We start from the raw sequence: 25511 nt of genomic DNA on the forward strand, positions 1-25511 counted from the left end.
AAACTTCGCACACGGAAAACATCCCGTATGCCTTGATAAATCAGCTTGAACTGAATGTCGAAAGCCATTCACGCACACTTCTGTGCACGCAGACGACTCATCCAAAGAGCGGGCAGATCGTTCAGGAATCGTTCCAAGAGCGATTCGACCAGCAAGACTTCTGACGGATATTCTGCCCGAAGCTGCTCCGCAAACTCCTGCAACACGAGGCGAAGCGCTTCCATGTACTTCAAGTCCGGAAGCTCATCAAGCCCCAGATAGAAGAGCTCGCCGAGGCTTCGCCCATCCGTGTTCTCACGTTCCTCGACAGCCAGGAGCATATATCGTGTGCAGACGACGGCGACATGCGCCGTCATCGCATCGTAGGAGACGGAACGACAATCCTTGCCGAGCCGCAGGTAGGACTTGCACGCTTTGAAGAACACCTCGATGCCCCAGCGCTTCCCGTAGAGCTGGATGACTTCTTCCTCCGAAAGCGAGAGGTCTGTCGTGACGAGGACGAGATAATCCTTCCGCTTGTTGCGGTTCCGCACGAAGACCAATCGCACAGGCACGAGGGATTCTCCCTGTTTCGTCGCGACAGCATCGACGGACAGGAGGTAACGCGAGCGTCCGCGGCGTTTCTTGTGTTCCTTGTAGATGGCCTTGACGTTCGAGATCTTCCCTTCGCAGGGGTAGCGCACCTTCTTGCTCTTCTTTGCCATAGCGGTGACGTCATAGCCGAGGTCATGGATGGCTTTCAGCGACGACGGCGAGCAGAACCATGTGTCGAAGAGGACGTACTGCGCGGGGATTCCTGTCGCCTTGACCTCCTGCAACAAATTGAGGACGACGGCTGGCGCTTCCATCTGCGCGAGCTTGCGCTGCTTTCCGCCGTTGCTTCTTGCATCGACGGATGCGCTGGCCTCATTGAGCCGGTTCTTTTCCTTCGAGGTTGAAAGAAGGCAGAACGTGAGTGGCAGGAACGTGTTCCCGTCCGTCCAGCCGAGGACGAGCAAGCGGAAGCCCTTCGTATAGCGGCGGCTCACATGGTCGTAGACGTTCGCCAAGAGTTCCACGCGCTTGGAACGCGAGCGGCTGAAGAGCGAATCGTCGACGACGATGGCACAACGCCGGCCGGCATCCGTCAGCGGCTTGATGGTTTCGTTGATGATCCGCGCCGCAAGAAGCAGCGTGAACTTGCGCCAGTTCGTGTGGCAGGAGTTCAAGAAGCGGTAAGCCGTGTCCTTGCCGAACGGCAGCGAATCCTCGTGAAGTCGGCGCTGCATATAGAGCGAGCGGTTCTCGAAGATGATGCTTACGAGCACGAGGAAAACGAGAATGGAGGAAAATCCTTTGAGCTTGCAAGCGTTGGCCGCGCGCAGAATCTGGCCGACATGATAACGACGGAAGAACGCCGAAGTTTTCTTCGAGATGGATTCCATCTGCTGGGTGGTTTGTGATATACTTTTCATAGCATGAGCCTCCGGTGCTTGGTATGTTTTTGAGCCAACATAATTATACCAAACTGGCAAGACTCATGCTATTTTTCTGTTTACAAAGCCTGGACTTTCAAGGGGTGCAGGGGATTTTTACCTGCGAAGTTTGAGTTACATTATCTTCTTTATAATCAGTAGCAAAGAACTCATTATTAAAAAAAGCCTTCATATCTGGTTCAACACGGAATTCGGGATATGGTAAAGATTTTTGCTTATCCTTATACAAAGAAAGCTTATAAGAATTAATAACACTCTTACACTTTTCAGGAGAAAGTGCAAGGACATTTCTAGCATCTGCCTTACTTTCAAAGAAACTCTTTTCCATCGTTTCAGTATACTTATCTAGAATTGCCTTCATATTCTCCTTATTGGTAGCGTAGTAGCCGTCAAAATCCTCCGTATCGTCTTCCATGGTGGTATCAACATATATAGTATTTTTGGTTTCGACTACGCCGACAATAATAGGATTATCAGACACAAGATTTTCAGAAGTAAGCTTCTTCATACGTTGCGGTTCAATTTTGCAAATTGTGTTTTCAAGAAAGGAATCAAACCTGTTATAGAAATAATCGAAAGCTGTATCATCATTATCGTAAACAATAATATTCTCTTTCTGTCTACCAGAATAAGCTCTAAGAGTCATATTGGCACTACCAGTAATAACTCTTACCTTATTATCACTGTCATTCCACAAAATATAAATCTTCTCATGGCTCAATGCATTAGGATTAGCTATATAGATATTTAGGCTGTTGTCAGAAAGCCTTTTTTTCAGATAATCAACATAATCAGGCTCATTTCCTACAAGTACATTAATGATAGCATTGCTGTCCATAATCAGCTCTTTCATGTAAGGCATGCCGTCAAAGACCTTTTTATTGCCGAAAATGATATCAACTGAGTTAAAAGAGCATTCACGGATCATCTTTGCGATAAAGGCTGCACTAGAGCTGAAAGTGATTACACGCATATTATCGAATCCTATAAAAAGCTCCTTATAATCATCAACAGTAGCAGTTGATTCAATTTTGGAATAGCAGACGTCCAGTTTCTTTGGTTCTTCAAATATGTCCAATAAACCTTCCTTAAGCATTGTTCGTTTAGTACACAAATTGTTAATAACCTCAATATCTACATTGTATAAATCGGCCAAGTCCTGCTCCATATCGATACTGAGATTTCTTTCTCCACGTTCAATTTTGGCATAGGAAGAAACAGTCATATTCAGCTTTTCTGCTACATCTTTCTGCTTCAGACCATTGCTCCGTCTTAGCTCTTTTAAACTATTGTTAGACATAAACAAGTCACCTCACAATACTACAAATAATAATAAAACATACTGTAAAAAAATCATCAAGCCTTTAACTTTAATTATACACATAGCTCTATAAAAATCAATGTCCAATTTGGACACTTGATGAACTGAAGTATAAAAAAGAGGCTGGGACAAAACCCAACCTTAAACAGAAAAACCAGTGGAGTTTTACCGTCAGGTAAATTTCCACTGGTTTTTTAGTGCTAAAAGTACACAACGAGTTGCTTTTCTGTTAGAATTAAATCACCACAAAATAACAAAAACAAGGAAAGGAACTCGTCATGTACAAAAATTATAACATAAATCAGCTGGTTTTGCCTCTAAATTTAGAAATAAAAATTCAGGATAACGATATCGCAAGGCACGTAAACAATTTGGTTGAAAGTATTCCCAAAAAGGCCTTTGATAAATATTACAAAGAAACGGGCTGCCCGGCATATCACCCGAGAATGATGCTCAAAATATTATTGTGTGCCTACTCTCAGTCGGTATTTTCCGGTAGAAAAATAGAAGCGTTGTTATCTGACAGCATTCGTATGATGTGGTTAGCTCAGGGATATTCACCCAGCTACCGCACTATTAACAGATTCAGAAGCAACAAAGACATGCAGGAACTGCTTTGTCAGTGTTTTATTCAGTTCAGAGCCCAACTTATAAAAGAAAAGATAATAAATAATGAAGCTATTTTCATAGACGGAACAAAGATAGAAGCCAATGCCAACAAATTCAGCTTTGTATGGAAAAAGGCTGTAGAAAAATATGGTATGAGTCTGATAGAAAATTCCAGACGGATATACGATGAATTGGTTGAGCAGGAAATAATTCCTGCCATGGAGCTTGAGCAAGAAGCTACGATTAACGAAAAAGAGATGGTTGAGGTGGTCGAAAAGCTTGATTCAGCTATTGAGGTTATGGACAAAGAAATAGCTGAATCTGATTCTGTCGAAAAACGTAAACGAATAAGGCACAAAAGGAAACGTCCGAAGCAACTCAGAAAAATCTTAAAAGATAATATTGCCCGAAAACAAAAATACGACAGACAACTTGTTATTATGGAGAATAGAAACAGTTATTCCAAAACAGATCCAGATGCTACTTTTATGCGTATGAAAGAAGATTATATGAAGAACGGCCAGCTGAAGCCAGGTTATAACGTACAAATAGCAACAGAAGGCCAATACGCTCTTGCATATGACTTATTTCCAAATCCTACAGATACTCGCACACTCAAACCATTTCTAGATGTTATTGAAAGCAGTTATTTTGCTTTGCCGGAATATATTGTAGCTGATGCTGGATATGGCAGCGAGGAAAACTATGTCGACATTATTGAAAACAGACAACTGATACCGTTAATTACTTATGGCATGTATCTGAAAGAGCAGGAAAGAAGATATAAAAAAGATGCTTTCAAGACCGCTAATTGGGATTATGATACTTCTGATGATTACTATACGTGTCCAAACGGCAAAAAATTGATATTTAAATATAATTCCCAAAGAAAAGATAAGAACGGCTTTGCGAGAAACTTTAGAGTATACGAATGCGAAGATTGTTGTAATTGCCCATACCGCAGTCAGTGTTGCAAGGCCAAAGAAGGCAATAACAGAAAAATAAGTATAAACGTAAAATGGGAACAGCAAAAAGAATATATTAGAGCACAGCTTTCAGACAATAAGACTGGTAAAATCTACAAGAGAAGGAAAATTGATGTAGAGCCAGTCTTTGGATTCTTGAAGGCTAATTTGCGTTTCAACAGATTTACAGTAAGAGGAAAATTCAAAGCAAAAATAGAAATGGGTTTGGCTTTGATGGCAGTAAATTTAAGAAAATATATGCAGCATACAGCTGCAGCTTAATTTTACGCGAAGTAAAAGGACTGGAATTTGAGAAAAAACTCAAATTCCAGTCCTTTTTTAGTTTGAGAGGGTGGTTTTGTCCCAGCCTCTTTTTTTATATATTAATATCAGTGATAATCAGAATAAGGAGTCAATTTGTAAGTCCAATTTAGGAACATGCACACGTACAGTAAGTGTATCGTTTACAAGTTCACTTATCTGTATATCACAGGTGGCGCTAAGAAGACGATAAGCGATAGTAAAGGAGATATTCTTTTTACGCATTAAAAAGTCCACAGTATCCTTAACTGCAACATGTATTGCATCATGTATGTCCTCACGGCTTGCCATGAAATAAAAGCCTTCTTTAGTTTCTATTATTGGTCGGTTAATCATATGACCTTTAATAACAGTGACCTTGAGACACACGCGACCAGCTATCTCTATGCCAGTACCATCTAATTCGCCATCTCCCATACAGGCGTGCAAATCACCTAAAGCAATACCTGCTCCGTCTTTAAAGACTGGGAAGTATACTGACGAACCGACACGAACTAACTTGGTATCCATATTAGCACCATGATCACCGGGTATAGCGCAATGTATATCTTCTTCATCACGCGGATATACACCCAATACACCCATCATAGGAGTTAATGGGATGCGGATTTCTGAAGTGATATATGCAAAACCATCTTTGACAGGGATGATTTTGGTGTCAGGTATAACTACATCGTCACCTAAAATTCCCATACCTTTTTTTGTTACCATAACGCCATAATCTGCTGTTTGAATAGCAATGATATCTATTTTAAGTATATCGCCCTTTTGGGCTCCAGCTACAGCGATAGGGCCTACAGCGCAATCCATAATGGATATATCTATATCAGTACGCAGAGTTTTTTCGTCCTTAATCTGGCCATTATAACAGTCATCTGTTTCCACCTAAAAGGTTTCACCATTTGCTACTTCATAAACAGGTGGATTTTTTTGTGAAAAACTGTAAATTACTTTATCTTTTCCTAGAATCTGCATTTTTAAGTACCTCCTATATTACCATGCGGCCGGCAACAGGCTGAAAAGACTTAAAATAGCATATACGGCTGCTGCACAGAACAGGATGATCATAATGACTTGAATCCAGCTGTTAGCAATCCAACCACAGGTCCAGGAAGGCTCGACATCACCATTCTTACGAGCGTTACGTAACATAAGTACTGGAAGTACTGACATAATTACTCCACCAAATGTACCTGCAAGATAAATTGCATCAACAAAGCTTACAAGTCCGCTATAAGCTAGGAAAAAAGGAGGAATAACTACACAACAAATGCACAGAAGACGAGTCTTGGTGTCACGTTCTGATTTAAAGTGGAACTTATCGACGATGCTGGTCAGAAAACTTTCGCCTACAGCCCAATAGGAAGTCATCATAGCACATAAAGCAAAGATGTTGGCTGTAAAGAATGCCCATTGACCTAATGCTTTACCCCAGGCAATAGTAGCAACTTGAGATACTTTTTCCGGACCAGTAAGTGAAACGACAGCCAAAGGAACCAATGCTAACAGAATCATTGTAATAAACATACCTGTAGAGATAGCTGGAGCAAGCTTCTTTTCGTCATGGGATAAACCGCGAGCAAGCTCTGGCACTGCATACTGCGCAATATAGCAGAAAATGGCAACATTGAATACTGGAACGGCATAGGTCCAATTTGTAAACAGGGCTTGAGAAATATTAGCTTGAGGTGCAAGGAAAGAGGCGACAATGATAATTGCCAATAAGATAATCATACCAAAGCTGATAAATTTTTCTGCGATACCAGTAACTTTAAGACCAAGCCATACAACTAGAACAGCTGGTACAGCAAATAAAATACTACCAATCTGCGTGGATACACCTATCAATTCAGAAAGAATGCGCCCACTGCCATTTGTGTATGCGATAAGACAACCAATCGCATTAGCGGCAACAGATATAAAGACGAGCCAAGAACCGACTTCACCAACGTAACGTTTCGCAAGACCTGGAAGCTGCATGGGCTTTTTAGTACGCAGAGTTGTTTCGGCAACATAAAGCATAGAAATCGTAGTAAAGAAGCCTGCAATTAAAAGCCAGATCATAAGTATTGGCCAACCAGACTTGCGAATAGAATAAGCAAGTCCTAAAATGCCAGAACCTATGTTGGCTCCAACAATAATCATAGCAGCTTCCCAAAATGTTAGCTTGTGTACCTCTAGGGCACTTTGAACTTTTTCTCCTGTAGACATGTAAATCCCTCCAAACACAAAAAATAAAAAAACACTAAAATCAAAGAAAATCTTCGTTGATTTCAGTGCTTACTGGATAGGGAACAATTCCCTAACAATATAATGATATAGCATTTACTATAAAAAGTCAAAGCTTTTCTTGATTTTTTATGGTGATTAGATAATATACGGCTTTATGTATCAGATTTTACTATATTAAAGCTTTTGTTGCTGCCAGTTTCGCTTACTTATGGTATTTATATGCTTTTAAAGTTTTATTTCACTGGTAAATTATCAATGAAAGATAGGTGTAGTGCTTCTTAGTATACGCTGTTAATGGATTAATACACGGTAACTTCTCAATGAAGATTTAAAGTACTGCTGAGAGATTTTCATTATTACAGATGGAAACATAAAGAAAATATATTAATAAAATTAAAAACCTAGCTGGAATTGATATGTACCCAGTTTTCTGGACACCGCTAAAAATTTGAATAATTATATTTACATCATGGATGCTTCTCTGAATTTAGAGGGAGGCATCCATTTTGTTTTAGCTTGAATTCTTTTGTTGTTATAATAATCGATGTACTCAGCTATAGCGTTTGAAAAAGATTCAAACGAAGGGTAATCTTTTTCAAATCCGTAGAACATCTCGTTTTTTAATCTGCCAAAGAAAGTTTCCATAATACAGTTGTCATAGCAGTTACCTTTCCTAGACATTGATTGAATGATTCCGTGCTTTTGCAATTCATTCCTATAAAATGCATGCTGATATTGCCATCCTTGATCTGAGTGCATAATAAGACCTTTTACAGAAGGAAAACCTTTAAATGCCTTTTTCAGCATGTCCTTTATTTGCGCCATATCTGGATGTAGAGAAAGATTGTAAGAGATTATTTCATTGCTGTTCATATCCAAAATCGGAGAAAGATAACATTTGCCCCAAGGCAGATTGAACTGCGATACATCGGTTGTCCACTTTTGCAAAGGTTTTTCGGTATTGAAATCTCGATTGATGATATTATCAGCAACTTTGCCAACATCGCCTTTATAGGAGTGGTATTTTTCCTTGGGACATTTTCCAAACAAGGTAAGCTGATTCATGATTCGTTGGACACGCTTGTGATTTACTCGAAAACCTCGATTCAGAAGCTCCTTATGTACGCGCCTTACACCATATCGCTTTTTGTTCTCGTTGAAGATAACAATAATTTCGGATGATAAGTCGGCATTTCGTTCGCTAACTTTATCTGTCTTGCTAAGCTCGTAATAGTACGTTGAACGCGACAGTCCAATCGCATCCAGCAAATAATTCAGTTTGTAACCTTCTTCACGCAGTTTTTGGACGAGCGCAGCTTTTTCGCCTTGAGTTGCGCTGCGCATCTCTCTTCTCTCAAGGCAATCTCTTTTTTTACAATAGCAATCTCCGCTCTCAAGCGCTCATTTTCTGCTCTGAGCAGAATCATTTCTTCTCGTTCTGATGGAGTAAGTTCTGCCGGCTCTATTTTTTTCTTCATTTCAGGCTCCTTGGGTGGTCGTCCTTTTCGTTGTGCGACCAATCCCTGATACCCTTTAATTTTATAGCATCTAACCCACTGATACAAGAGTCCAGCGTTAATTCCTGCAGAAATAGCTGTTTCCTTATTTGACGCACCAGCTAATACTTTGGCTACAAGTTCATATTTCTCTTCTGCTGACCAAGTTTTTCTCTGATTTTTATGTCTTAATGCTTCTGGACCACATTTATCTTCTATCCGAACCCAAACTCGGATTGTATTGTGGAAATTTTTTTCTGTTATATCTTTAGGCGTTTCAGGCCATTTACCTTGTCGATATAATTCTACACACTGTCTTTTGAACTTATAGCTGTATTTCATTAAAATACCCCCAATACTGGGTGTCCAGTATTGGGGGTACATATCAAATACTGTTTTTATGGTATAATAACAGCAAATAAGAATTATTTTCAAAACGAGTAAATCTGTGCGAATGAAAATGATGATTGATTCTTATTTTACATTTAACAGGTGTTACAAGGAGTGATTTGTGATGGAAAAAAGGATTAGTAAAGCTTTATTGATGACTGCTTTAATAACTAACTCTTTGCTAGTTAGTTCTGTAACTGCTTTTGCATAAGAGAGTTTAAACGAATATTCTCTTGATACTATGGTGGTTACTGCAACAAGAACAGAAAAACGTGATGTAGATGTACCTGCTAGTACAGAGATTATAACTTATGAAGATATAGTAGATAGCGGATCTGTTAATGCTATGGAAGCTGTATCTAAAATGTTAGGTGTTGATTATAACACTTATTTGCCTGGTGGTTCAGCTCAAACTTCTATGACAAATGAAATCAATGTACGTGGATTTAGTTATGGTACTTTGATTTTAGTGAATGGTAATCCTATAAATTTGAATAATACATATGTTATTGATGCTATTCCGGCGGAAGCTATTGAACGCATTGAAGTAGTTAAGGGTGGAGGCTCTGTATTATATGGATCTGAAGCTCAGAGTGGAGTAATTAATATTATTACGAAGAAAAAGGTATCCAATAAAGTAAGAGTTGGTTTTGGCAATTATAAACAGCAGCAATATAATGTAGCTGTTGGCAATGATAAGTTGAAGATCAATTACGATTTAAAAAAATGGGGATATGTTAAAGAAGCAAGATATACGGCAGCTAATACATATACAAATTTAAAAGAAAGTTCAAATGAAAATATTGGGATAGGTTATAATTTTAATGATCAATTGAACTTTGAATATAATCATCTAGATACAGAAGTTTCTTATGAGTCGCTAAAAAAAGGTCGTTTAAACAGCTTTACTGATTCGTCAAACAAACAAGATTTAATTCAATTAAACTATAATGGAAATAAGACAAAAGGCCATGCTTGGTTTAATAAGACTAAATTAGATTATGATGGTTCCAGTGCAAGAAATCTGTTTGAAAATGAGTCTTTCGGTGCTGATTTACAACAGAATATTGAGTTAAATAATAAATCTCTATTGACTGTAGGTGGTGTTTACAAGAGGGAAGTGTATAATTCCAAGCTGAAAAAAGGGAAGCCTAGCATAGGTAAAAAAGCTAGAAATCAAATGGGATTATTTGCACAATTGGATTATAAATTTAATGATAAGGACAATGTAATTATCGGTGGAAGGGGTACTTGGACATCTAGTGAAAGCAACGGACAAAGTTATGATAATTTTAGTACTTCTGCACAATATATACATAAATTTGATCAAGATAAAAGTTTTTATGTTAGTGTTGCGGAATCTTTTGTTATGCCATCATTCAAGCAAATGTTTCCATCTAGTTGGGTTGAGACAAAACCTAATCCTGACTTAAAACCACAAGAAGGTATTAACTATGAGATGGGTTATAAAGAGATTTCTGGTAATCATGCTTGGAAAGTTGCTTTATTCCATATGGATATTAAGGATAATATTAGTGCTACATTGAACAAAGACGATACATATGAATATAGTAATCAGGATTTTAAAAATACTGGTTTTGAAGCAAGCTTACGGGTAGATGCATCAGAAAAATTTGACTATGATTTAGGCTTATTAGTTCACAACCCTAAATATAAATGGGACACTGATATTAGAAATGGCTGGCATAATAAATTTGGTAAATATCAAATTACTGGTGGAGTAGGATATAAGATTGATAAGTTTAGAGCCAAATTAACCGGTAGTTATATCGGTGATAGATATTCTAGTCCTTCAACAATGTCTTATTCATACAAGCTGAAACCATATTTCTTGACTTCTTTAACAGCAACTTATTCGCCGGATAATAATAGTGAAGTTTCTTTATTGATTAACAATTTGTTAAACAGAAGTGATATTCTTTCTTATTCTAATAAAGTTGGCTTTGGTAGTCTGTATACTCCTACTAATTTCATGCTTAGTTATACATACAGATTCTAAATGATATCTACACAGAGATTCATGCATATTTTAAATAGAAACTTATAAGTGCAATAATGCTTACTTACAAATATGTTATAGGAGGATTTGCTTATATGAAATTAAACAAGAAACTCACAACGGTTATAGGAACTATTTTGCTTTGCGGAGCAGCTGCTGTTGGCAGTACTCATACGTTATGGGTGAATTGTACTGATTATAATCTTGATTTTAATGAGAAAATGGGTGCTAAAACTAAAATCTATATGGGATGGGGACATCATTTTCCTGTAGATAGTTTTGTTAAGGCTGACGATTTTACTGATATTACGTTGTTGACACCTTCTAAAAATAAAGAAAACGTAAAATTGGAAACTACTGGGTTCGCAGCAAAGCAAATAGAGTTAAAAGAAAAGGGATTGTACGTTGTAGCTGTAACAAGAAAGGATGCTTACAATACATCATATCTGGACACTGGTAAGTTAAAAACAATAAAAGGAACCAAGGAAGGTTTAAATAATATTGTCAGCAGTACATATTCACAGCAATTTGCAAAATCACTAATTAATGTTGGCAAAGGTGAGGCAAAAAATTTATCTCATATTTTTGGTCAAAAATTGGAAATCATTCCTTTGACTAATCCGTATGAAATTACTAATAATAGTGGTGCTGTGATGAAGTTCTTGGTTTTGTTCAAAGGTAAACCAGTGCAACACAAAAAGGTTTTCGCAATGTATGAAGGTTATTCTAACTATGATGCTGCTTCATGTACTGCATCTACCGATGCTAAAGGTATTGCGGAAATACGTATAGATCGTTGGGGAACTTGGGTAGTAAAAACTAAATTAGAGTTACCGGCTACTGAAGAATTCGCTGATAAAGTTAATCAAGAGAATTATTTTGCATCGTTAACTTTCTATGTTCCTTAAAGTTATGAGGATGGGACAAAAGTAACCTCATAAACTGAAAAAACGGCTATAATTTAAGTATTTTGATATGTACCCCCAATACTGGACATTCAGTATTGGGGACATTTTTATGAAACATTAAATTGCAATAAGAAGTTGCGCAAATTTCTTCAGACATCCTAGCAGAAGTTTAGTTATATAAGTTTAACGGTTAGTGCACTTCACCGTTAAATATCAACTAGCTTCTGCTTTAGATACCTTTGCTTATTAAGTTAGCTGTTTTTAAGATATTTTTGCTTCACAATACAGTTCTTCGGCAAGCATATCTGTTAGATGTTTCATGTTCAAGTAACGTTTTTTGCCCCAATCATTGCTGGCTATATAACGCAATCTTGCACATACAAGCATCAATGCTGATTCACCATCAGGAAACGTGCCAATCACTCTTGTGCGACGCTTTATTTCTCTGTTTACACGTTCAATAACGTTATTGGTACGTATACGTAGCCAATGCTCTGACGGAAAATCCATATAGGTCAAGGTTTCCTCTAAACCATTTTCTAGTTTGTCTGCAGCCTTGTTAAGTTTCATCTCACGTAATCTGGAAATTACTGATTTTGCCTTTTCTTTAGCTGCTGCTTTATTCTCCTGAGCATGAATTGCTTTGAGCATCTTGGCAACTTCCTTGACAGTTTTACGTGGTACTACAGAGAATATATTACGGTACATATGCACCGTGCAGCGTTTGTATCTGGCATTTGGAAACACTTCACCTATGCTTTCTACCATGCCTAAATTTTTATCGCCAATTATAAGTTTTACGCCATCTAAGCCACGGCTTTTCAGCCATACAAAGAAATTTTTCCAGCTTTCAGTATCTTCTTTGAGGCCCTCGGCTGTACCTATAACTTCTCTGTATCCGTCTTCTGTGACGCCAATAGCAACTAATACAGAGGCGTTTTCAAAGGAACCTCCCCAACATCTTTTTAGAAAAATACCGTCTACAAAGACATAGGGGTACTTTTCTGTAAGCTTCCTGGAGCGCCATTCTTCAATTTGAGCAAAGCATTTTTGATTCAGATTGCTAATGGTTCCGGCTGAAACCTTCTGTCCCCAGAGAATCTCTGTAATACTTTCAACACGACGCATAGAAACGCCGGCAAGATACATTTCTACCAAGGCTTCTTCTACGGAGCATTCACGTCTTTGGTAGCGCTGAATAATAGCAGACTCAAAAGTAAGACCTTTTAATTTAGGCACTTTTAAAGTAACGTCACCAGCTTGAGTAGAGAATGATCTTTCGTAATGACCGGCGCGATAACCTTTTCTTGTTTGCTCACGTGCGTAGCGTTCAGCTTGTACAAGTTTGTCAGCTTCTGCATCCAAAAGAGCATTGAGAGTTTCTTCTACACTATTTTTTACAATAGTTTTCAATTCGTTGTGGATAAATTGCTCGTTTAATTGTATAATGTTACCAGACATAGATTCTACCTTCTTTCATGTTTTGTGTGGTAACTTAATTGTAAGCAAAGGTAGTCTCTATGTCTATCTTTTTGAATTGAATTTGCGCAACTTATTATACGTTATCCTACATAAAGGCTCACAAGCAGTCTATTATTACGGAGTTTTTAAATCAGGCTGAGAATAGAGAGGAAAAAGTGCGTGCAGATGAACTGCGTAAAAAAATCGGGGTACAAAAAAACAAGGCTAAGAACCTTCTTGCCTTGTATGATGGAACAGATGATATGGTTTTAAGCGCTTATAAACAAGCTAAGAAAACTTTAGATATGATGGAGACAGAACTGATTGATTTGAACAAGAACGACTATACTCCTATCAACAAAGATATTCTGGAAGCTTTTATTGATTCATTCATTACTGAAGTAGGGGTTTCTGACGCTTTCCTGAAGAAGTTTTTTGACTCCTTGGATGTCAAAGTAATTGTAAATAATAAAAACGCTGAAATTCAGTTGAATCTCAGCGTTTTGCCTTTCGTGGTAGCGCTAAAGGGAATCGAACCCTTGATTTCGCCTTGAGAGGGCGACGTCTTAGCCGCTTGACCATAGCGCCATTTGGCTCCGGGACTAGGACTCGAACCCAGACCGAATGATCCAGAGTCACTTGTGCTACCATTACACCATCCCGGAGTAGCAATTCTTTTTGAGCACGCTCATCAGAACAATAACAATTATAGCAGATAGATAGCAGTTGGTCAAGTACTTTTTTTGAAAAAAGAAGAATTTTTTTAGAAAAAGTTTTGGAGGACTAGCAACGTTTGTTTGAAGTATAGATTGACGCATATGCTTTAGCATGATAAAATCAAGATAATATAACGATTAAATAACAGTGAATAAATATTCGTGACAGGGAGTGATAGCATGAAGCTTTTACATTTGTCGGATCTGCATTTAGGAAAAAAACTCGATGAATTTTCTCTTTATGAGGATCAAAAATATATTTTACAACGTATTGTACAGATGATTTGCGCCAAGCAGCCTGATTGCGTACTGCTTGCCGGAGATATTTATGATAAACCGGTGCCGCCGGCAGAAGCTGTCGTTTTGTTTGATAATTTTCTGAATCAGCTGGCGGAGCTCAAGGTGCCTGTGTGCATCATCAGCGGCAACCATGATTCGGCGGAGCGCTTGGCATTCGGTGCGCAGCTGATGAGCGGCAGCGGCATTCATTTTGCGGGCAGCTACAACGGTGAGGAGCAGAAGCTCGTGTTGGAGGATGAATTCGGCAGGGTGAATATTTTCCTGCTGCCTTTTTTGAAGCCTGCTGTTGTGAAGCATTGGGCACCGGAGGAGGCTGCAGCTGAGATTACAAGCTATCATGATGCGGTGAAATATGCTGTGTCGCAGCTACCGCTGGTACAGGAGGAGCGTAATGTGCTTGTTGCGCATCAGTTTGTCACCGGCGCTGTTACCGCAGGCAGCGAGGCTGTTAATGTGGGCGGACTGGATAATATCGGTGCGGAGGTTTTTGCTGCTTTTGATTATGTGGCTTTGGGGCATATCCATAATCCGCAGAATGTCGGCGGTAATGAGCGTATCCGCTATTGCGGTACACCGCTGAAGTATTCCTTCAGCGAGTTGCAGCAGCAAAAGTCTGTAACAATGGTTGAGCTTGCCGAAAAAGGCAATATGAAGGTTACGCAGCTGCTGCTGACGCCGTTGCGTGAGGTGCGGTATTTAAAGGATACCTTTGAGAATTTAATGACAAAGCCGAACTACGCTATGTTCCCTATGGATGAAAATGGCTTCCTGCAGGATTTTTATTATCTGACGCTGACGGATGAAAACGATGTTCCTAATGCTATGCAGCGCCTGCAGACTGTATATAGGAATTTGCTGCAGCTTGATTATGACAATAAGCGCACGCAGGCGAATGCGGAGCTGAAGGTAACGGAAGATTTGGTAGAAAAAACACCGTTAGAGCTTATTGATGATTTTTATCGTCTGCAGAACAATCAGAAGCTGAGCGAGGAGCAGAAGCAGTATCTTACTAATCTGCTGTCGGAAATGGGAGGTGACGTATTATGAGACCGCTGAAGCTGATTATGAGTGCGTTTGGTCCGTATGCGGGGCAAACCGTGATAGATTTTTCCCAGCTCGGAGAGCAGGGACTGTATCTGATTACCGGTGATACCGGTGCCGGCAAAACCGTAATTTTTGATGCCGTTTCCTATGCCTTGTACGGGCAGACGAGTGGCGGTGTGCGTGATGCCAACATGCTGCGCAGCCAATATGCGGATGCTGATACGCCGACCTTTGTGGAGCTGGAGTTTTCCTTCCGCGGCAAGTGCTACAGGGTAAAACGCAACCCGGAGTACCGTCGTCCGGCGAAGCGTGGCACCGGTATGACGAAGGAGAAGGCCGGTGCCGAGCTGTACTATCCCGATGACCGCGTTCCGGTAACCAGAATGTCGGAGGTAGATAAAAGCATAGTGGAGCTGTTGGGGCTTAATCACAAGCAGTTTACGCAGATTACGATGATTGCTCAGGGACAGTTCCGCAAATTTTTGGATACCAATACGGATGAGCGCAGTAAAATCTTCCGTGATTTATTTCATACATATTTCTTCCAGCAACTGCAGGATAAGCTGAAGCAGGATGCTGCGGCTAAGCGTAACGAATTTGCCGAGCAGCAGCGCCGAAGCGAGCAGGCGCTGAACGGCATCAGCTGCATTTATCCCGCATATACGGAGCAGCTGCAGAGCTTTGCTTTGCGTCATTACGAGGGCTGTGTTGAAGAAGTACTGACTTTGGTTGATACGATTACTGCTCTGGACGAAAAGGAACAGCAGCAGGTGGCGGCAGCGGCGGCTATCGTGACGAAAAATCTGACTGCGCTGCAGGACAGCCTGGGCGCTATTGCTAAAAAGCAGCAGCTTGAAAAATATATGCAGACAACAGAAGCAAAAATGGTAAGCATGCAAAAGCAACTGGAGCAGGAAGCAGCTGCAGCAGTGCAAAGACAGGAGGCTCTGCAAAAGCTTGAGGCAGAGGTCAACGAAGCGCAAAAGGGCGAGGTGGAGCTGGCACAGCTGCAAACAGAAAGGCAGCAGCTGGCTGCACGTCAAAGGGAGCTGCTGCAACTGCAGGATATGCAGCAGCGTTACCAAAGGCAGGAGGTTGTTCTGCTGCAGAAGCGTCAGGAGTATAAGCAGGCCTGTGATAATTTCAATCATCTTAATGAGCTGAGCGATACTTGCTTTGACAGATTTTTGAGCGCGCAGGCGGGCCTTCTGGCGCACGATAAGCTGAAACCAGGCAAGCCCTGCCCGGTTTGCGGTTCCTGCGAGCATCCGCAGCCTGTGCAGCTGGCGCAGGATGCACCTACCGAAAATGATGTTGAGCAGGCACGCGCTAAAGCTGAGGCTGCTCAGAAAATAAGGGATGGCCTTATAGGTGAAGGCAAGGCTTTAAAGGAGCATCTGGAGCTGGATAAAACCTTGCTGCTAGGCAAGGGAGTAGAGCTGCTTGGCTGTGACGATTTGAAGCTGATTGCCGAAAGAGCGCAGTCAGAGCTGAAGGATGTTAACAATAAGATTACGGCTCTGCGCCTGAAGATGGGCTTTTTGCAGGAAAAGGTGGAGCAATACCGTAAGCTGGCGAAAACTTTGGAGCAGCAGAAGGCTGTCGACAAGCAGGCGGAGGCTGCGGCGCAGAGCATAAGGCAGCAGCTGGCAGGTGCCGAAGGACAGCTGCAGGAGCTGAAAAAGCAGCTTGCCGAGCAGAATGAGCTGCTGACGGATGTGGATGAACAGAAGCTGCAGCAGGAGCATGAAAAGCTGCTGGTGCAACAGCGTGAGCTGGAGCTGCAGGATAAGCGGCTGTATGCCGCCATTAAGAATAACCAGCGGATTAAGCAGGAGGTCAGCGGCTACGAAGCGCGCAGGGCAGCCTGCGAAGCGGAGTACAGCTTGATCAACAGCCTTTCCGCAACGCTGAACGGAACCCTGACCGGCAAAAAACGTGTTAATCTGGAAACCTATGTGCAGATGCACTACTTCGATAAAATTCTGCAGCGCGCCAATGTAAGGCTGCTGCACATGAGCCGCGGCCAGTACGAGCTGTGCCGTGACAAAATGCAGGATGCGGACAGCAAGACGGGCAACAGCAAAACAGGCCTTGATTTGGAGGTTAAGGATTATTACAGCGGTAATCTTCGCAGCGTCAAAACCTTAAGCGGCGGCGAATCCTTCATGGCATCGTTGGCGTTGGCGCTGGGGCTGGCGGATGAGGTGCAGTCCTGTGCAGGCGGTATTCAGTTGGATACGATGTTTGTCGACGAAGGATTCGGCTCACTGGATGACAGCAGTCTGCAGCAGGCTATTGCTACACTTCAGGGACTCAGTGAAGGCCATCGCCTTGTAGGTATAATTTCGCATGTACACGATTTGCAGGAAATGATTGACAAAAAAATTCTCGTCAGGAAAAAACGCGGCCAACAGGGGACAGGCAGCGAAGTCGCACTGGTGGTGGATTAAGGTAAAAATATCACTGCGGAAGCAGAAAATTACTTTACCATATATTGTCAGTGTGATAAAATAATCTTTATACTTAAAAGGCAAATCGATTGCTGACATGTTCGTAGCAGCAGTTAAAAAACAAAATGTATGGAGGGCTTGACGATGAAATTATTGGAAGAAAAAATTGTTAATGACGGTGTTATCAAAAGCGGTAATGTCCTGAAGGTTGACAGCTTTTTAAATCATCAGATTGATGTGCCGTTTGTTGCGGAGCTTGGTAAAGAATTAAAGCGCTTGTTTGCAGACAGGAATATTACTAAAATCCTGACTATTGAAGCCTCCGGCATCGGTATTGCCTGCGTTGCGGCAATGTATTTTGGCGTTCCGGTAGTGTTTGCCAAGAAATCCAGCGGCAGCAATATGGATAAGGATGTTTACTTCACTCAAATTTATTCCTATACCCATAGCAAAACAAACGACGTTGTTGTTTCTAAAAGATTCCTGTCTAAAAACGACCACGTGCTGATTATTGATGACTTCCTGGCTAACGGTTGTGCTCTGGAAGGTCTTATTGACATTGTGCGTCAGTCCGGCGGCACTGTTGAGGGCGTTGGCGTTGCTGTAGAAAAAGGCTTCCAGGGTGGCGGCGACAAGCTGCGCAAAGCCGGCTACAACCTGCATTCCTTAGCTATTATTGATAAGATGGATGCCAAAACCAACACAGTAGTGTTCAGACATGAGGAAGAGTAATGAGCGAAAAACAATATACTGATCCGATATACGACTTAGACGGAAAAATTTCTGTAAGCAAGGCGATTCCCTTCGGCCTGCAGCATATTCTGGCGATGTTCGTAGCGAATATCGCTCCGATTCTGATTGTAGCCGGTGTGGTAAAAATGCCGGTAGAGCAGAGCGGTGCGCTGGTGCAGTCGGCAATGCTGGTAGCAGGCATCGGTACGCTGATACAGCTTTATCCTGTCTGGCGTGTCGGCAGCGCTTTGCCTATCGTTATGGGCATCAGCTTCACCTTTGTATCCATCGCCTGTGTTATCGGTGCTAAATACGGTTACGGCGGCGTTATGGGTGCGGTGCTGGTTGGCGGTTTGCTGGAAGGCTTTTTAGGTCTGGGAGCAAAATATTGGCGCCGTCTGATTCCACCGATTGTTGCTGCTACCGTTGTTACCTCCATCGGTTTCTCTCTGTTGGCGGTAGGTGCTAACTCCTTCGGCGGCGGCTTCGGTAACCCCAACTTCGGTGATGCTCCTTATATTATTGTAGGTACGATTACTTTGGTAAGCTGCATTGCCTACAATATTTTCGCCAAATCCTTCTATAAACAGCTTTCCGTGCTTTTTGGTTTGATTGTCGGCTATGTAGTTGCTTATTTTATGGGCATGGTAAACATGAGCAAGCTCGCTGAGGTTAAGCTGATTGCTATTCCTCAGCTGATGCCTTTTACCATGGAATTCCATCCCGATGCAATTTTTGCATTCTTTTTGATTTTCCTGGTTTCCGCAACCGAAACCATTGGTGATACCTCCGCAATGACTGCTATCGGTCTGTGCCGCGATGTTAAAGAAAAAGAAATTTCCGGTTCTATTGTCTGCGATGGTCTGGTAAGCAGCTTGTCTTCCGTTTTCGGCTGCCTGCCTATTACCTCTTTCAGCCAGAACGTAGGCCTGATTGCTATGACAAAGGTTGTTAACCGTTTTGCTATCATGACAGGCGCTGTTATTATGATTATGGCAGGTCTGTTCCCAGCGCTGGGCGTGCTGCTGGCATCTCTGCCGGAGGCTGTTTTGGGCGGTTGCACCTTGATGATGTTCGGTTCTATCGTAGTCAGCGGCGTGCAGATGATTGCCAACTGCGGCTACAACACCCGTAATGTAACGATTGCTTCTTTGGCACTCAGCATCGGTATCGGCTTTACTCAGACACCGGCAATTTTTAAGATTTTCCCTGATTTGATTAAGAATGTTTTTGCAGAAAACTGTGTAGCTGTAGTTTTTATCGTGGCTATGGTATTAAATATCATTCTGCCTAAAGAGGAAGAAGAATAACGATACGTGTTTTAAAATAAAGAGGGGTTACAAATGAAGATTATTGATGCCCATATGCATTATTACAATGTTGATGGTTTTGTGCAGGTTGCAGCCAATGCAGGCTATGAAAATACAGCGGCCTGCTGGCAGAAAATATGCGAAGAAAACAATATCGCTTTTTCCGTAGCTATGGGCAACACTAATTATACGTCTTCGAAATACGGCGGTGTCACACCGCGCATGATTGACCTTGCAGCGCCTTTTGACGAGGCGCATTACAATCAGCCGCAGAACATGGGTTACTGCATGGGTGTAAACAGCGAGGCTATAACCGAAGCAAATGCGGAAAAAACAGCGCAGGAATTTGAACGCTTTATTAAGGACCCGCATTGTTTGGGCATCAAGCTCTATCCCGGTTATAATGCTGTCTATGTCAACGATAAAAGGCATTGGCCGCTGTTTGAGCTGGCGCGTGCCTATAATATGCCAGTTGCAATTCACACAGGCGATACAGCCTGGCCCAGCGGTCTTTTGAAATATTCGCATCCGCTTACTGTTGATGAAGCGGCAGTGGCGTTTCCTGATGTAACCTTTGTTATAGCGCACTGTGGTTGCCCCTGGTTTGCTGATGCGGCAGAGGTGGCCTGCAAGAACGCCAACGTATGCATTGACCTTTCAGGTCTGGTGGAGGGCAATCCCAAACCGCTGATGCTGCTCGAAAGACAGCGTGGCTTTTTGCGCCAGCTGCATACTTGGCTGAATTATCTTGGTAATTATGAAAAAATCATGTATGGCAGCGACTGGCCGCTTGTAAATATTCCCCTGTATATCTGGATGATTAGCCACGTTGTTCCCGAATGCTATCACGAGGATGTATTTTATAACAATGCAGTAAGGATTTACAGTAAAATCGGCAAGCTGCTGGAAAAGTGCGGAGGTTGAGATGGGACAGCCTGATATCAAAGAAATAGAGACAGGGCTTAAGGATTGGGACTTTGTGCGCAATCTGCCTGCAGCAATCGGTGATTATACCCTTGTGCCGGGCTCCGGTATCAACGGGCAGATTTTGAATATTGCAGCCTATGTGCATGAAGCATCGCACTGCCGTCTTGATTTGACTTATACAAAAGAAACATTTGACTATGTGCCGGTAAAAACCGTTGGCCTGCATACGTTCCGCGACGTGCGTTTCTTTTGTCGTGACCGCGAGCATTTTGCTGACATGATGCGCAAGAGTTTGCCGGATATTCTGGCCAGCATGGATAAGAAAACCGTGCATACGCTGCCGTATGAAGCGAAAGCGCTGCATTTTGAGCAGTGGGACTATTGGCGTACGCTGCCTGCTCAGGTAGGCGATTATGAGCTGTATATTACGCCCGATAATCCCTTGCCTTATATCAATGGTTCCTTTATCTTTTTGGATTATACTGATTTTAAGCATGGCAATCAGATATACTTTTCCTATAATATTTTCCGTGATGAGCTGTTTGCGGAAATGCGCAAGAATCATCTGCCCTTGACCACAGACGCTTTTGACGTGCTTGGCAACGTGCCGGCGGAGGATAAGCTGCAGGCTTTGCAGGTGCATATAGAGGAAAAACTGATGGCTGCATTGGAAGATTAAAAAAAAGTATAAAAAGATGTTGACAAAATAGGTTTAAGCCTGTATAATGTAATTCGTAGTTGATTGGCCCGGTGGTTCAGTTGGTTAGAATGCCGCCCTGTCACGGCGGAGGTCGTGGGTTCGAGTCCCATCCGGGTCGCCAATCATGCCTCGGTAGCTCAGTTGGTAGAGCAAAGGACTGAAAATCCTTGTGTCCACAGTTCGATTCTGTGCTGAGGCACCATATTGCGGAAATAGCTCAGTGGTAGAGCACCTCCTTGCCAAGGAGGGGGTCGCGAGTTCGAATCTCGTTTTCCGCTCCACCTTTTAAGGCGACATAGCCAAGCGGTAAGGCAGAGGTCTGCAAAACCTTTATCCCCAGTTCGATTCTGGGTGTCGCCTCCATTTTTATTTCTTAAAAGGTGTTAAGTAGTTATGTCTGCCGCGGTGGCGGAACTGGCAGACGCAAGGGACTTAAAATCCCTCGGGTAGTGATACCCGTACCGGTTCGATTCCGGTCCGCGGCACCAAACAATGATATACGCTTATTATCATTTATAAATGATTTAAGTAAAGAAGGCTGATTGAATTCTTAGAGAGTCAATCAGTTTTTTTGTATTCTCAAGATGACTAAGGAGATTCCTATGACCATAGAAAATAAATTGGGCATTACTAATTCTGCGGAGCTGGCCAAGGAAGAAGAGCGACTCAGCAAAATGCAAGCTATAAAACTATTTGAGAGTGATGCTTTGGCGAATCTACCGGCCGGGAAATTTTCGACACTGGCTTTCATTCATGAGTATCTTTTTCGCGATATCTATAGCTTTGCGGGAGAGATTCGTGATGTGAATATTGCTAAGGGTAACTTTCGCTTTGCTCCCTTGATGTACCTGCGGGAGGCTCTGCAGCATTTGGACGCCATGCCCCAGGGCAGCTTCGACGAGATCGTGGAAAAGTATGTGGAGATGAATATTGCTCATCCTTTTCGCGAGGGTAATGGCCGCAGCATGCGCATTTGGCTGGATGATATGCTGAAAAAGGAGCTGGGGCAGTGCATTGACTGGTCCATTGTGGATAAAGAGGATTATCTTTTGGCTATGGAGCGGAGCCCCATTCGTGATATCGAAATCAAGCATGTGCTTGGCAAGGCTTTGACCAATAACATTGCTGACCGCCTCACCTACATGAAGGGCCTAGACGTAAGTTATCATATCGAAGGCTACAATGCTTATAAGGCCGAAGAGCTGTGAGGATGCAAAGTACAACTATATCACTTTGGTAATACAAATATATAAAGATAAAAACAAGAGCTAGGAGACAGCGCGCTCCTAGCTCTTATTTTATTAGTAGCACAAAAGCAATTGCATCTATATCACTTTGGTGATATAATAACCATGAGGATATAAAAGAGGGGGTAATTATGGATAAGCTTATAACTATCTATCATGGTTCTGAAAATATCATAGCAAAACCGGAGTATGGCAAAGGTCGCTTAAACAATGATTTCGGACAGGGTTTTTATTGCACCGCTAGCGAAGCTTTAGCCAAGGAATGGGCTGTGTCCTCCATGCGCAATGGCTTCGCCAATTGTTATACGCTAGATACAGAGTTTTTAAATGTTTTAAATCTTAATACTCACCAATACACTATTCTTAATTGGATAGCAATATTGGTAGAACATCGTCTTTTCACTGTTAAAACACCTGTGGCCAGAAGAGCTAAACAGTACTTAATTGATAATTTTACAGTAAACGTGAATGCATACGACTTAATCATCGGCTACAGAGCAGATGATTCCTACTTTGATTACGCAGAGTCATTTATCAATAATGGTATTTCGGTTCAGCAATTAGCAAGGGCTATGCGCTTAGGAAAATTAGGTGAGCAAATTGTCGTTAAATCTAGCTTTGCTTTTTCAAAATTGCAGTTTCAAGGCTATAGCGTAGCTGAAAGAGAGCGCTACTACCAATTGCGCAAGGATAGGGATGATGAAGCTAATCGATTGTATTGGGAACTACTGGAAGAAGAAAATGACGGTCTCTATATACAGGATATAATAAGAGGGGGCATAAAAAATGACGATGCGCGCATACCAAGAAATATATCTGAGTAATGCCCAAGCTGTGTTAGGGGATGCTTTTGATTATGCCGTCAATGTTTGCCATTACTCTGGAGAAGATTTTATAAAAATGTTTGTTGTAAGCACCATTAGTACAAAAATCGCCAATGGCGAGCCCGCCTACACTAAAGGAAAAAGTGGCATAGAGGTGCTCATAGACATAGTATACGAAACTACCAGCAAATATATCCCAATAATACCTGAGGCAAGATTTTCTCGGTCTCCTGAATATTGGATTGGTTGGGCGATAGCTTATTATCAATGGTACTCCTGCAGAAAATTCGGGGAGATTTTTAGGGCAATTAGCTTTGCCGATTTAAAAAGCCTCTATCATGCTTTACACGAAGCAGACATTAGCAAATTCGTGGATATAGTTGATGCGAAAATGAAGGAGTATTATCCAGAAACAAGGCTTAAAAGCTTTAGAAGTACGAATGGATTAAGCCAAAATGAGCTAGCTAGAGTTTCTGGTGTTAATTCTCGCTCCATCCAAATGTATGAACAGCGCCATAAGAATATCAATAAGGCTAGTGCAGAGACAGTTTGGCGGTTGGCTAAGGCCTTGAATTGTGGTATGGAGGATTTGCTTGAGGTTTAAAAGTTGTTTTTTAAAGGTCCGTGTCAAGAATAAAGCCTTTTAACAGGTATTCTTTCAATGTGCTATTGGCCCATAACCATATTAGTAATTTTGTCTGCATCTAGGATAATTTCAATGTTTTTGTCAGTAACAATAACTTTGATTAAGAATAATTCGACTAACAATTTTTTGGCGGAGTTAGTATCAAGTGAGCATATTTTAGATTCAAAAAGTTTAAAGGCTTTAATTATGGCCTCGTCAGTTAGCACCTTAAGGTTCTTTTTATCTTTAAGATTGTCAATCTGGGCTTTTAATTTTTGGCTCATTGTATAATGAAATTGCACACCTGAAAAATTGAATAAAAATAGTCCATTGTGATACCTTTGTGTTAAGATTAAGTTTCTACACAAAAACTAACTAAGGAGTAATCACAATGGACTACACCAAAGATATCACAAATCATCAAAAAGGTAAACACTTTTCTTTAGGAGACCGCAGGGAATTACAAGGAATTCTGTCTGACAGCTCTAAACAGTATTCTCTTCGTCAGCTGGCAAAGTATTTTAACTGTGCTCCAAATACTATCAGGAATGAACTCAAGCGTGGTGCTCATCCTCATACCGGTAGATATGGAGCTGCTCGTGCTCAACGTGCCTATATTGCTAGCCATAGCAACAGTATTTGCAAGTCTAAAAGATTTCTTACAAGTAATTTTGTTACTTGGACTGTTCGAAAAGTATTGCAAGAACACTGGTCTTTGGATGCCTGCCATGGCTATGCCCTAGACAATCATCTATTTCCTCTCAAAGAAATTGTGTGCGTAAAGACTCTCTATAACTATGTAGATTCCATGCTGCTTAGATTGCGCAACATTGACCTTCCATTAAAGGTAAGAAGACGTAGAACAACCCGCAGCATAAAGAAAAATCTGAAGCATATGGGTCGCAGCATAGACGAGAGGGATTCTAATGTGGATGAACGCAATGAATTCGGTCATTGGGAAATAGATACTGTTATAGGAAGTAAAAGCAAGAGTGACAACGTGGTGTTGACTCTTGTGGAACGTATAACACGCAAGTATATCGCACTGAAAATAACTAGTAAAACATCCTTTGCTGTTAACGAAGGCATTGCTTACCTAAAGGAATACTATGGTACTAAATTCAGTCAGGTGTTTAAGACAATTACTAGCGATAATGGAAGCGAGTTTGCAGAACTCTCGCAAATAGAGAATGACACTTCTATAAAAATATACTTCGCACATCCTTACAGTTCTTGGGAAAGAGGCAGTAATGAGCGCCATAATGGTTTGCTCAGAAGATTCATCCGAAAAGGAAAGAGGATGGACAATTATAGCTACGAAGATATTATGTTTATCGCTGATTGGTGTAATTCACTTCCAAGGAAGATTCTGGGATATAAAACTCCAGATGAACTGTTTGACTTTGAGTTGGATAAGATCTATGCATCTTAATTT

General features: G+C 41.4%; 20 protein-coding genes and 7 tRNA genes. 18 read left to right on the top strand and 9 right to left on the bottom strand.

Going from position 1 to position 25511, the window contains the following annotated elements; translation table 11 throughout:
• Window positions 1–68: 68 nt before the first annotated feature.
• Window positions 69–1454, bottom strand: coding sequence for an IS4 family transposase (locus tag M5E81_RS04220; protein WP_249747014.1), 1386 nt, complete (start codon window positions 1452–1454; stop codon window positions 69–71).
• A gap of 97 nt (window positions 1455–1551) precedes the next feature.
• On the bottom strand, window positions 1552–2775 hold the full coding sequence (locus tag M5E81_RS04225; protein ID WP_249747952.1) for a helix-turn-helix domain-containing protein: 1224 nt from the start codon (window positions 2773–2775) through the stop codon (window positions 1552–1554).
• Window positions 2776–3074: 299 nt separating this feature from the next.
• On the opposite strand from M5E81_RS04225, the gene M5E81_RS04230 reads away from it, so the two are divergent.
• On the top strand, window positions 3075–4652 hold the full coding sequence (locus M5E81_RS04230; RefSeq protein ID WP_249747953.1) for an IS1182 family transposase: 1578 nt from the start codon (window positions 3075–3077) through the stop codon (window positions 4650–4652).
• Between the two features lie 117 nt (window positions 4653–4769).
• On the opposite strand, the gene M5E81_RS04235 is transcribed toward M5E81_RS04230, so the two are convergent.
• From M5E81_RS04235 to M5E81_RS04250, 4 genes are all read right to left on the bottom strand, one after another.
• Complete coding sequence (locus M5E81_RS04235; RefSeq protein WP_249747954.1) at window positions 4770–5576, bottom strand: acetamidase/formamidase family protein; 807 nt, start codon at window positions 5574–5576, stop codon at window positions 4770–4772.
• Window positions 5577–5684: 108 nt separating this feature from the next.
• Window positions 5685–6902 carry an aromatic amino acid transport family protein gene (locus M5E81_RS04240; protein WP_249747955.1) on the bottom strand — a complete coding sequence of 406 codons (1218 nt, stop codon included), beginning with the start codon at window positions 6900–6902 and terminating at the stop codon, window positions 5685–5687.
• Window positions 6903–7385: 483 nt separating this feature from the next.
• On the bottom strand, window positions 7386–8267 hold the full coding sequence (locus M5E81_RS04245; RefSeq protein ID WP_249747005.1) for an IS3 family transposase: 882 nt from the start codon (window positions 8265–8267) through the stop codon (window positions 7386–7388).
• On the bottom strand, window positions 8198–8761 hold the full coding sequence (locus M5E81_RS04250) for a transposase (RefSeq protein ID WP_249747006.1): 564 nt from the start codon (window positions 8759–8761) through the stop codon (window positions 8198–8200). Before M5E81_RS04250 ends, M5E81_RS04245 begins: the two co-directional genes overlap by 70 nt.
• A 289-nt stretch (window positions 8762–9050) precedes the next feature.
• Here M5E81_RS04250 and M5E81_RS04255 point away from each other — a divergent pair, with 289 nt between their 5' ends.
• A complete protein-coding gene (locus tag M5E81_RS04255; RefSeq protein WP_249747956.1) occupies window positions 9051–10829 on the top strand; it encodes a TonB-dependent receptor plug domain-containing protein in 1779 nt (592 codons plus the stop codon).
• 95 nt (window positions 10830–10924) lie between these two features.
• Window positions 10925–11737: a DUF4198 domain-containing protein gene (locus M5E81_RS04260; RefSeq protein WP_249747957.1), complete on the top strand. Its 813-nt coding sequence runs from the start codon at window positions 10925–10927 to the stop codon at window positions 11735–11737.
• A gap of 261 nt (window positions 11738–11998) precedes the next feature.
• Here the strand turns inward: M5E81_RS04260 and M5E81_RS04265 are convergent, their stop codons facing one another.
• The 3 genes from M5E81_RS04265 to M5E81_RS04275 form a co-directional block, all read right to left on the bottom strand.
• Complete coding sequence (locus M5E81_RS04265; RefSeq protein ID WP_249747429.1) at window positions 11999–13198, bottom strand: IS256 family transposase; 1200 nt, start codon at window positions 13196–13198, stop codon at window positions 11999–12001.
• Between the two features lie 513 nt (window positions 13199–13711).
• Window positions 13712–13786, bottom strand: a tRNA-Glu gene (locus tag M5E81_RS04270).
• A gap of 3 nt (window positions 13787–13789) precedes the next feature.
• Window positions 13790–13863 (bottom strand) — tRNA-Gln (locus tag M5E81_RS04275).
• 231 nt (window positions 13864–14094) lie between these two features.
• Between M5E81_RS04275 and M5E81_RS04280 the strand changes: the two genes are divergently transcribed.
• From M5E81_RS04280 to M5E81_RS04350, 15 genes are all read left to right on the top strand, one after another.
• A complete protein-coding gene (locus tag M5E81_RS04280; protein WP_249747958.1) occupies window positions 14095–15261 on the top strand; it encodes an exonuclease SbcCD subunit D in 1167 nt (388 codons plus the stop codon).
• Window positions 15258–17711 carry an AAA family ATPase gene (locus M5E81_RS04285; protein WP_009145204.1) on the top strand — a complete coding sequence of 818 codons (2454 nt, stop codon included), beginning with the start codon at window positions 15258–15260 and terminating at the stop codon, window positions 17709–17711. Before M5E81_RS04280 ends, M5E81_RS04285 begins: the two co-directional genes overlap by 4 nt.
• A gap of 144 nt (window positions 17712–17855) precedes the next feature.
• Complete coding sequence (locus tag M5E81_RS04290; RefSeq protein WP_040565016.1) at window positions 17856–18443, top strand: xanthine phosphoribosyltransferase; 588 nt, start codon at window positions 17856–17858, stop codon at window positions 18441–18443.
• Window positions 18443–19753: a uracil-xanthine permease family protein gene (locus tag M5E81_RS04295; protein WP_249747959.1), complete on the top strand. Its 1311-nt coding sequence runs from the start codon at window positions 18443–18445 to the stop codon at window positions 19751–19753. The genes M5E81_RS04290 and M5E81_RS04295 overlap by 1 nt, the downstream gene beginning before the upstream one ends.
• Before the next feature lie 33 nt (window positions 19754–19786).
• Window positions 19787–20677 (top strand): amidohydrolase family protein, encoded by an 891-nt coding sequence (locus tag M5E81_RS04300; protein ID WP_249747960.1) that lies wholly within the window; start codon window positions 19787–19789, stop codon window positions 20675–20677.
• A 1-nt stretch (window position 20678) separates the two neighbouring features.
• Window positions 20679–21359, top strand: a complete 681-nt coding sequence (locus M5E81_RS04305) for a hypothetical protein (protein ID WP_009145200.1) — start codon at window positions 20679–20681, stop codon at window positions 21357–21359.
• Window positions 21360–21424: 65 nt separating this feature from the next.
• Window positions 21425–21501: transfer RNA gene (locus M5E81_RS04310), tRNA-Asp, on the top strand.
• A gap of 5 nt (window positions 21502–21506) precedes the next feature.
• Window positions 21507–21582 (top strand) — tRNA-Phe (locus M5E81_RS04315).
• A 4-nt stretch (window positions 21583–21586) separates the two neighbouring features.
• Window positions 21587–21661: transfer RNA gene (locus tag M5E81_RS04320), tRNA-Gly, on the top strand.
• Between the two features lie 8 nt (window positions 21662–21669).
• A tRNA-Cys gene (locus tag M5E81_RS04325) sits at window positions 21670–21743 on the top strand.
• Between the two features lie 36 nt (window positions 21744–21779).
• A tRNA-Leu gene (locus M5E81_RS04330) sits at window positions 21780–21868 on the top strand.
• A gap of 114 nt (window positions 21869–21982) precedes the next feature.
• Window positions 21983–22588, top strand: coding sequence for a protein adenylyltransferase Fic (fic, locus tag M5E81_RS04335; protein ID WP_249747961.1), 606 nt, complete (start codon window positions 21983–21985; stop codon window positions 22586–22588).
• A 170-nt stretch (window positions 22589–22758) separates the two neighbouring features.
• Window positions 22759–23451, top strand: a complete 693-nt coding sequence (locus M5E81_RS04340) for a DUF3990 domain-containing protein (protein ID WP_249747962.1) — start codon at window positions 22759–22761, stop codon at window positions 23449–23451.
• The gene (locus M5E81_RS04345; RefSeq protein WP_249747963.1) at window positions 23414–24055 is read left to right on the top strand and encodes a helix-turn-helix domain-containing protein; all 642 of its coding nucleotides are present in this window, start codon (window positions 23414–23416) and stop codon (window positions 24053–24055) included. The genes M5E81_RS04340 and M5E81_RS04345 overlap by 38 nt, the downstream gene beginning before the upstream one ends.
• A gap of 412 nt (window positions 24056–24467) precedes the next feature.
• Window positions 24468–25508 carry an IS30 family transposase gene (locus M5E81_RS04350; RefSeq protein ID WP_249746999.1) on the top strand — a complete coding sequence of 347 codons (1041 nt, stop codon included), beginning with the start codon at window positions 24468–24470 and terminating at the stop codon, window positions 25506–25508.
• The last annotated feature ends 3 nt before the right edge of the window (window positions 25509–25511 follow it).

The organism is Phascolarctobacterium succinatutens (genome assembly GCF_023497905.1).
In the GTDB taxonomy this organism is placed as follows: domain Bacteria; phylum Bacillota; class Negativicutes; order Acidaminococcales; family Acidaminococcaceae; genus Phascolarctobacterium_A; species Phascolarctobacterium_A succinatutens.

Coding starts and splice junctions, on each gene's coding strand:
- M5E81_RS04220 (WP_249747014.1), bottom strand. CDS start 1,454: ATGAAAAGTATATCACAAACCACCCAGCAGATGGAATCCATCTCGAAG.
- M5E81_RS04225 (WP_249747952.1), bottom strand. CDS start 2,775: ATGTCTAACAATAGTTTAAAAGAGCTAAGACGGAGCAATGGTCTGAAG.
- M5E81_RS04230 (WP_249747953.1), top strand. CDS start 3,075: ATGTACAAAAATTATAACATAAATCAGCTGGTTTTGCCTCTAAATTTA.
- M5E81_RS04240 (WP_249747955.1), bottom strand. CDS start 6,902: ATGTCTACAGGAGAAAAAGTTCAAAGTGCCCTAGAGGTACACAAGCTA.
- M5E81_RS04245 (WP_249747005.1), bottom strand. CDS start 8,267: ATGCGCAGCGCAACTCAAGGCGAAAAAGCTGCGCTCGTCCAAAAACTG.
- M5E81_RS04250 (WP_249747006.1), bottom strand. CDS start 8,761: ATGAAATACAGCTATAAGTTCAAAAGACAGTGTGTAGAATTATATCGA.
- M5E81_RS04255 (WP_249747956.1), top strand. CDS start 9,051: ATGGTGGTTACTGCAACAAGAACAGAAAAACGTGATGTAGATGTACCT.
- M5E81_RS04260 (WP_249747957.1), top strand. CDS start 10,925: ATGAAATTAAACAAGAAACTCACAACGGTTATAGGAACTATTTTGCTT.
- M5E81_RS04265 (WP_249747429.1), bottom strand. CDS start 13,198: ATGTCTGGTAACATTATACAATTAAACGAGCAATTTATCCACAACGAA.
- M5E81_RS04280 (WP_249747958.1), top strand. CDS start 14,095: ATGAAGCTTTTACATTTGTCGGATCTGCATTTAGGAAAAAAACTCGAT.
- M5E81_RS04285 (WP_009145204.1), top strand. CDS start 15,258: ATGAGACCGCTGAAGCTGATTATGAGTGCGTTTGGTCCGTATGCGGGG.
- M5E81_RS04290 (WP_040565016.1), top strand. CDS start 17,856: ATGAAATTATTGGAAGAAAAAATTGTTAATGACGGTGTTATCAAAAGC.
- M5E81_RS04295 (WP_249747959.1), top strand. CDS start 18,443: ATGAGCGAAAAACAATATACTGATCCGATATACGACTTAGACGGAAAA.
- M5E81_RS04300 (WP_249747960.1), top strand. CDS start 19,787: ATGAAGATTATTGATGCCCATATGCATTATTACAATGTTGATGGTTTT.
- M5E81_RS04305 (WP_009145200.1), top strand. CDS start 20,679: ATGGGACAGCCTGATATCAAAGAAATAGAGACAGGGCTTAAGGATTGG.
- fic (WP_249747961.1), top strand. CDS start 21,983: ATGACCATAGAAAATAAATTGGGCATTACTAATTCTGCGGAGCTGGCC.
- M5E81_RS04340 (WP_249747962.1), top strand. CDS start 22,759: ATGGATAAGCTTATAACTATCTATCATGGTTCTGAAAATATCATAGCA.
- M5E81_RS04345 (WP_249747963.1), top strand. CDS start 23,414: ATGACGATGCGCGCATACCAAGAAATATATCTGAGTAATGCCCAAGCT.
- M5E81_RS04350 (WP_249746999.1), top strand. CDS start 24,468: ATGGACTACACCAAAGATATCACAAATCATCAAAAAGGTAAACACTTT.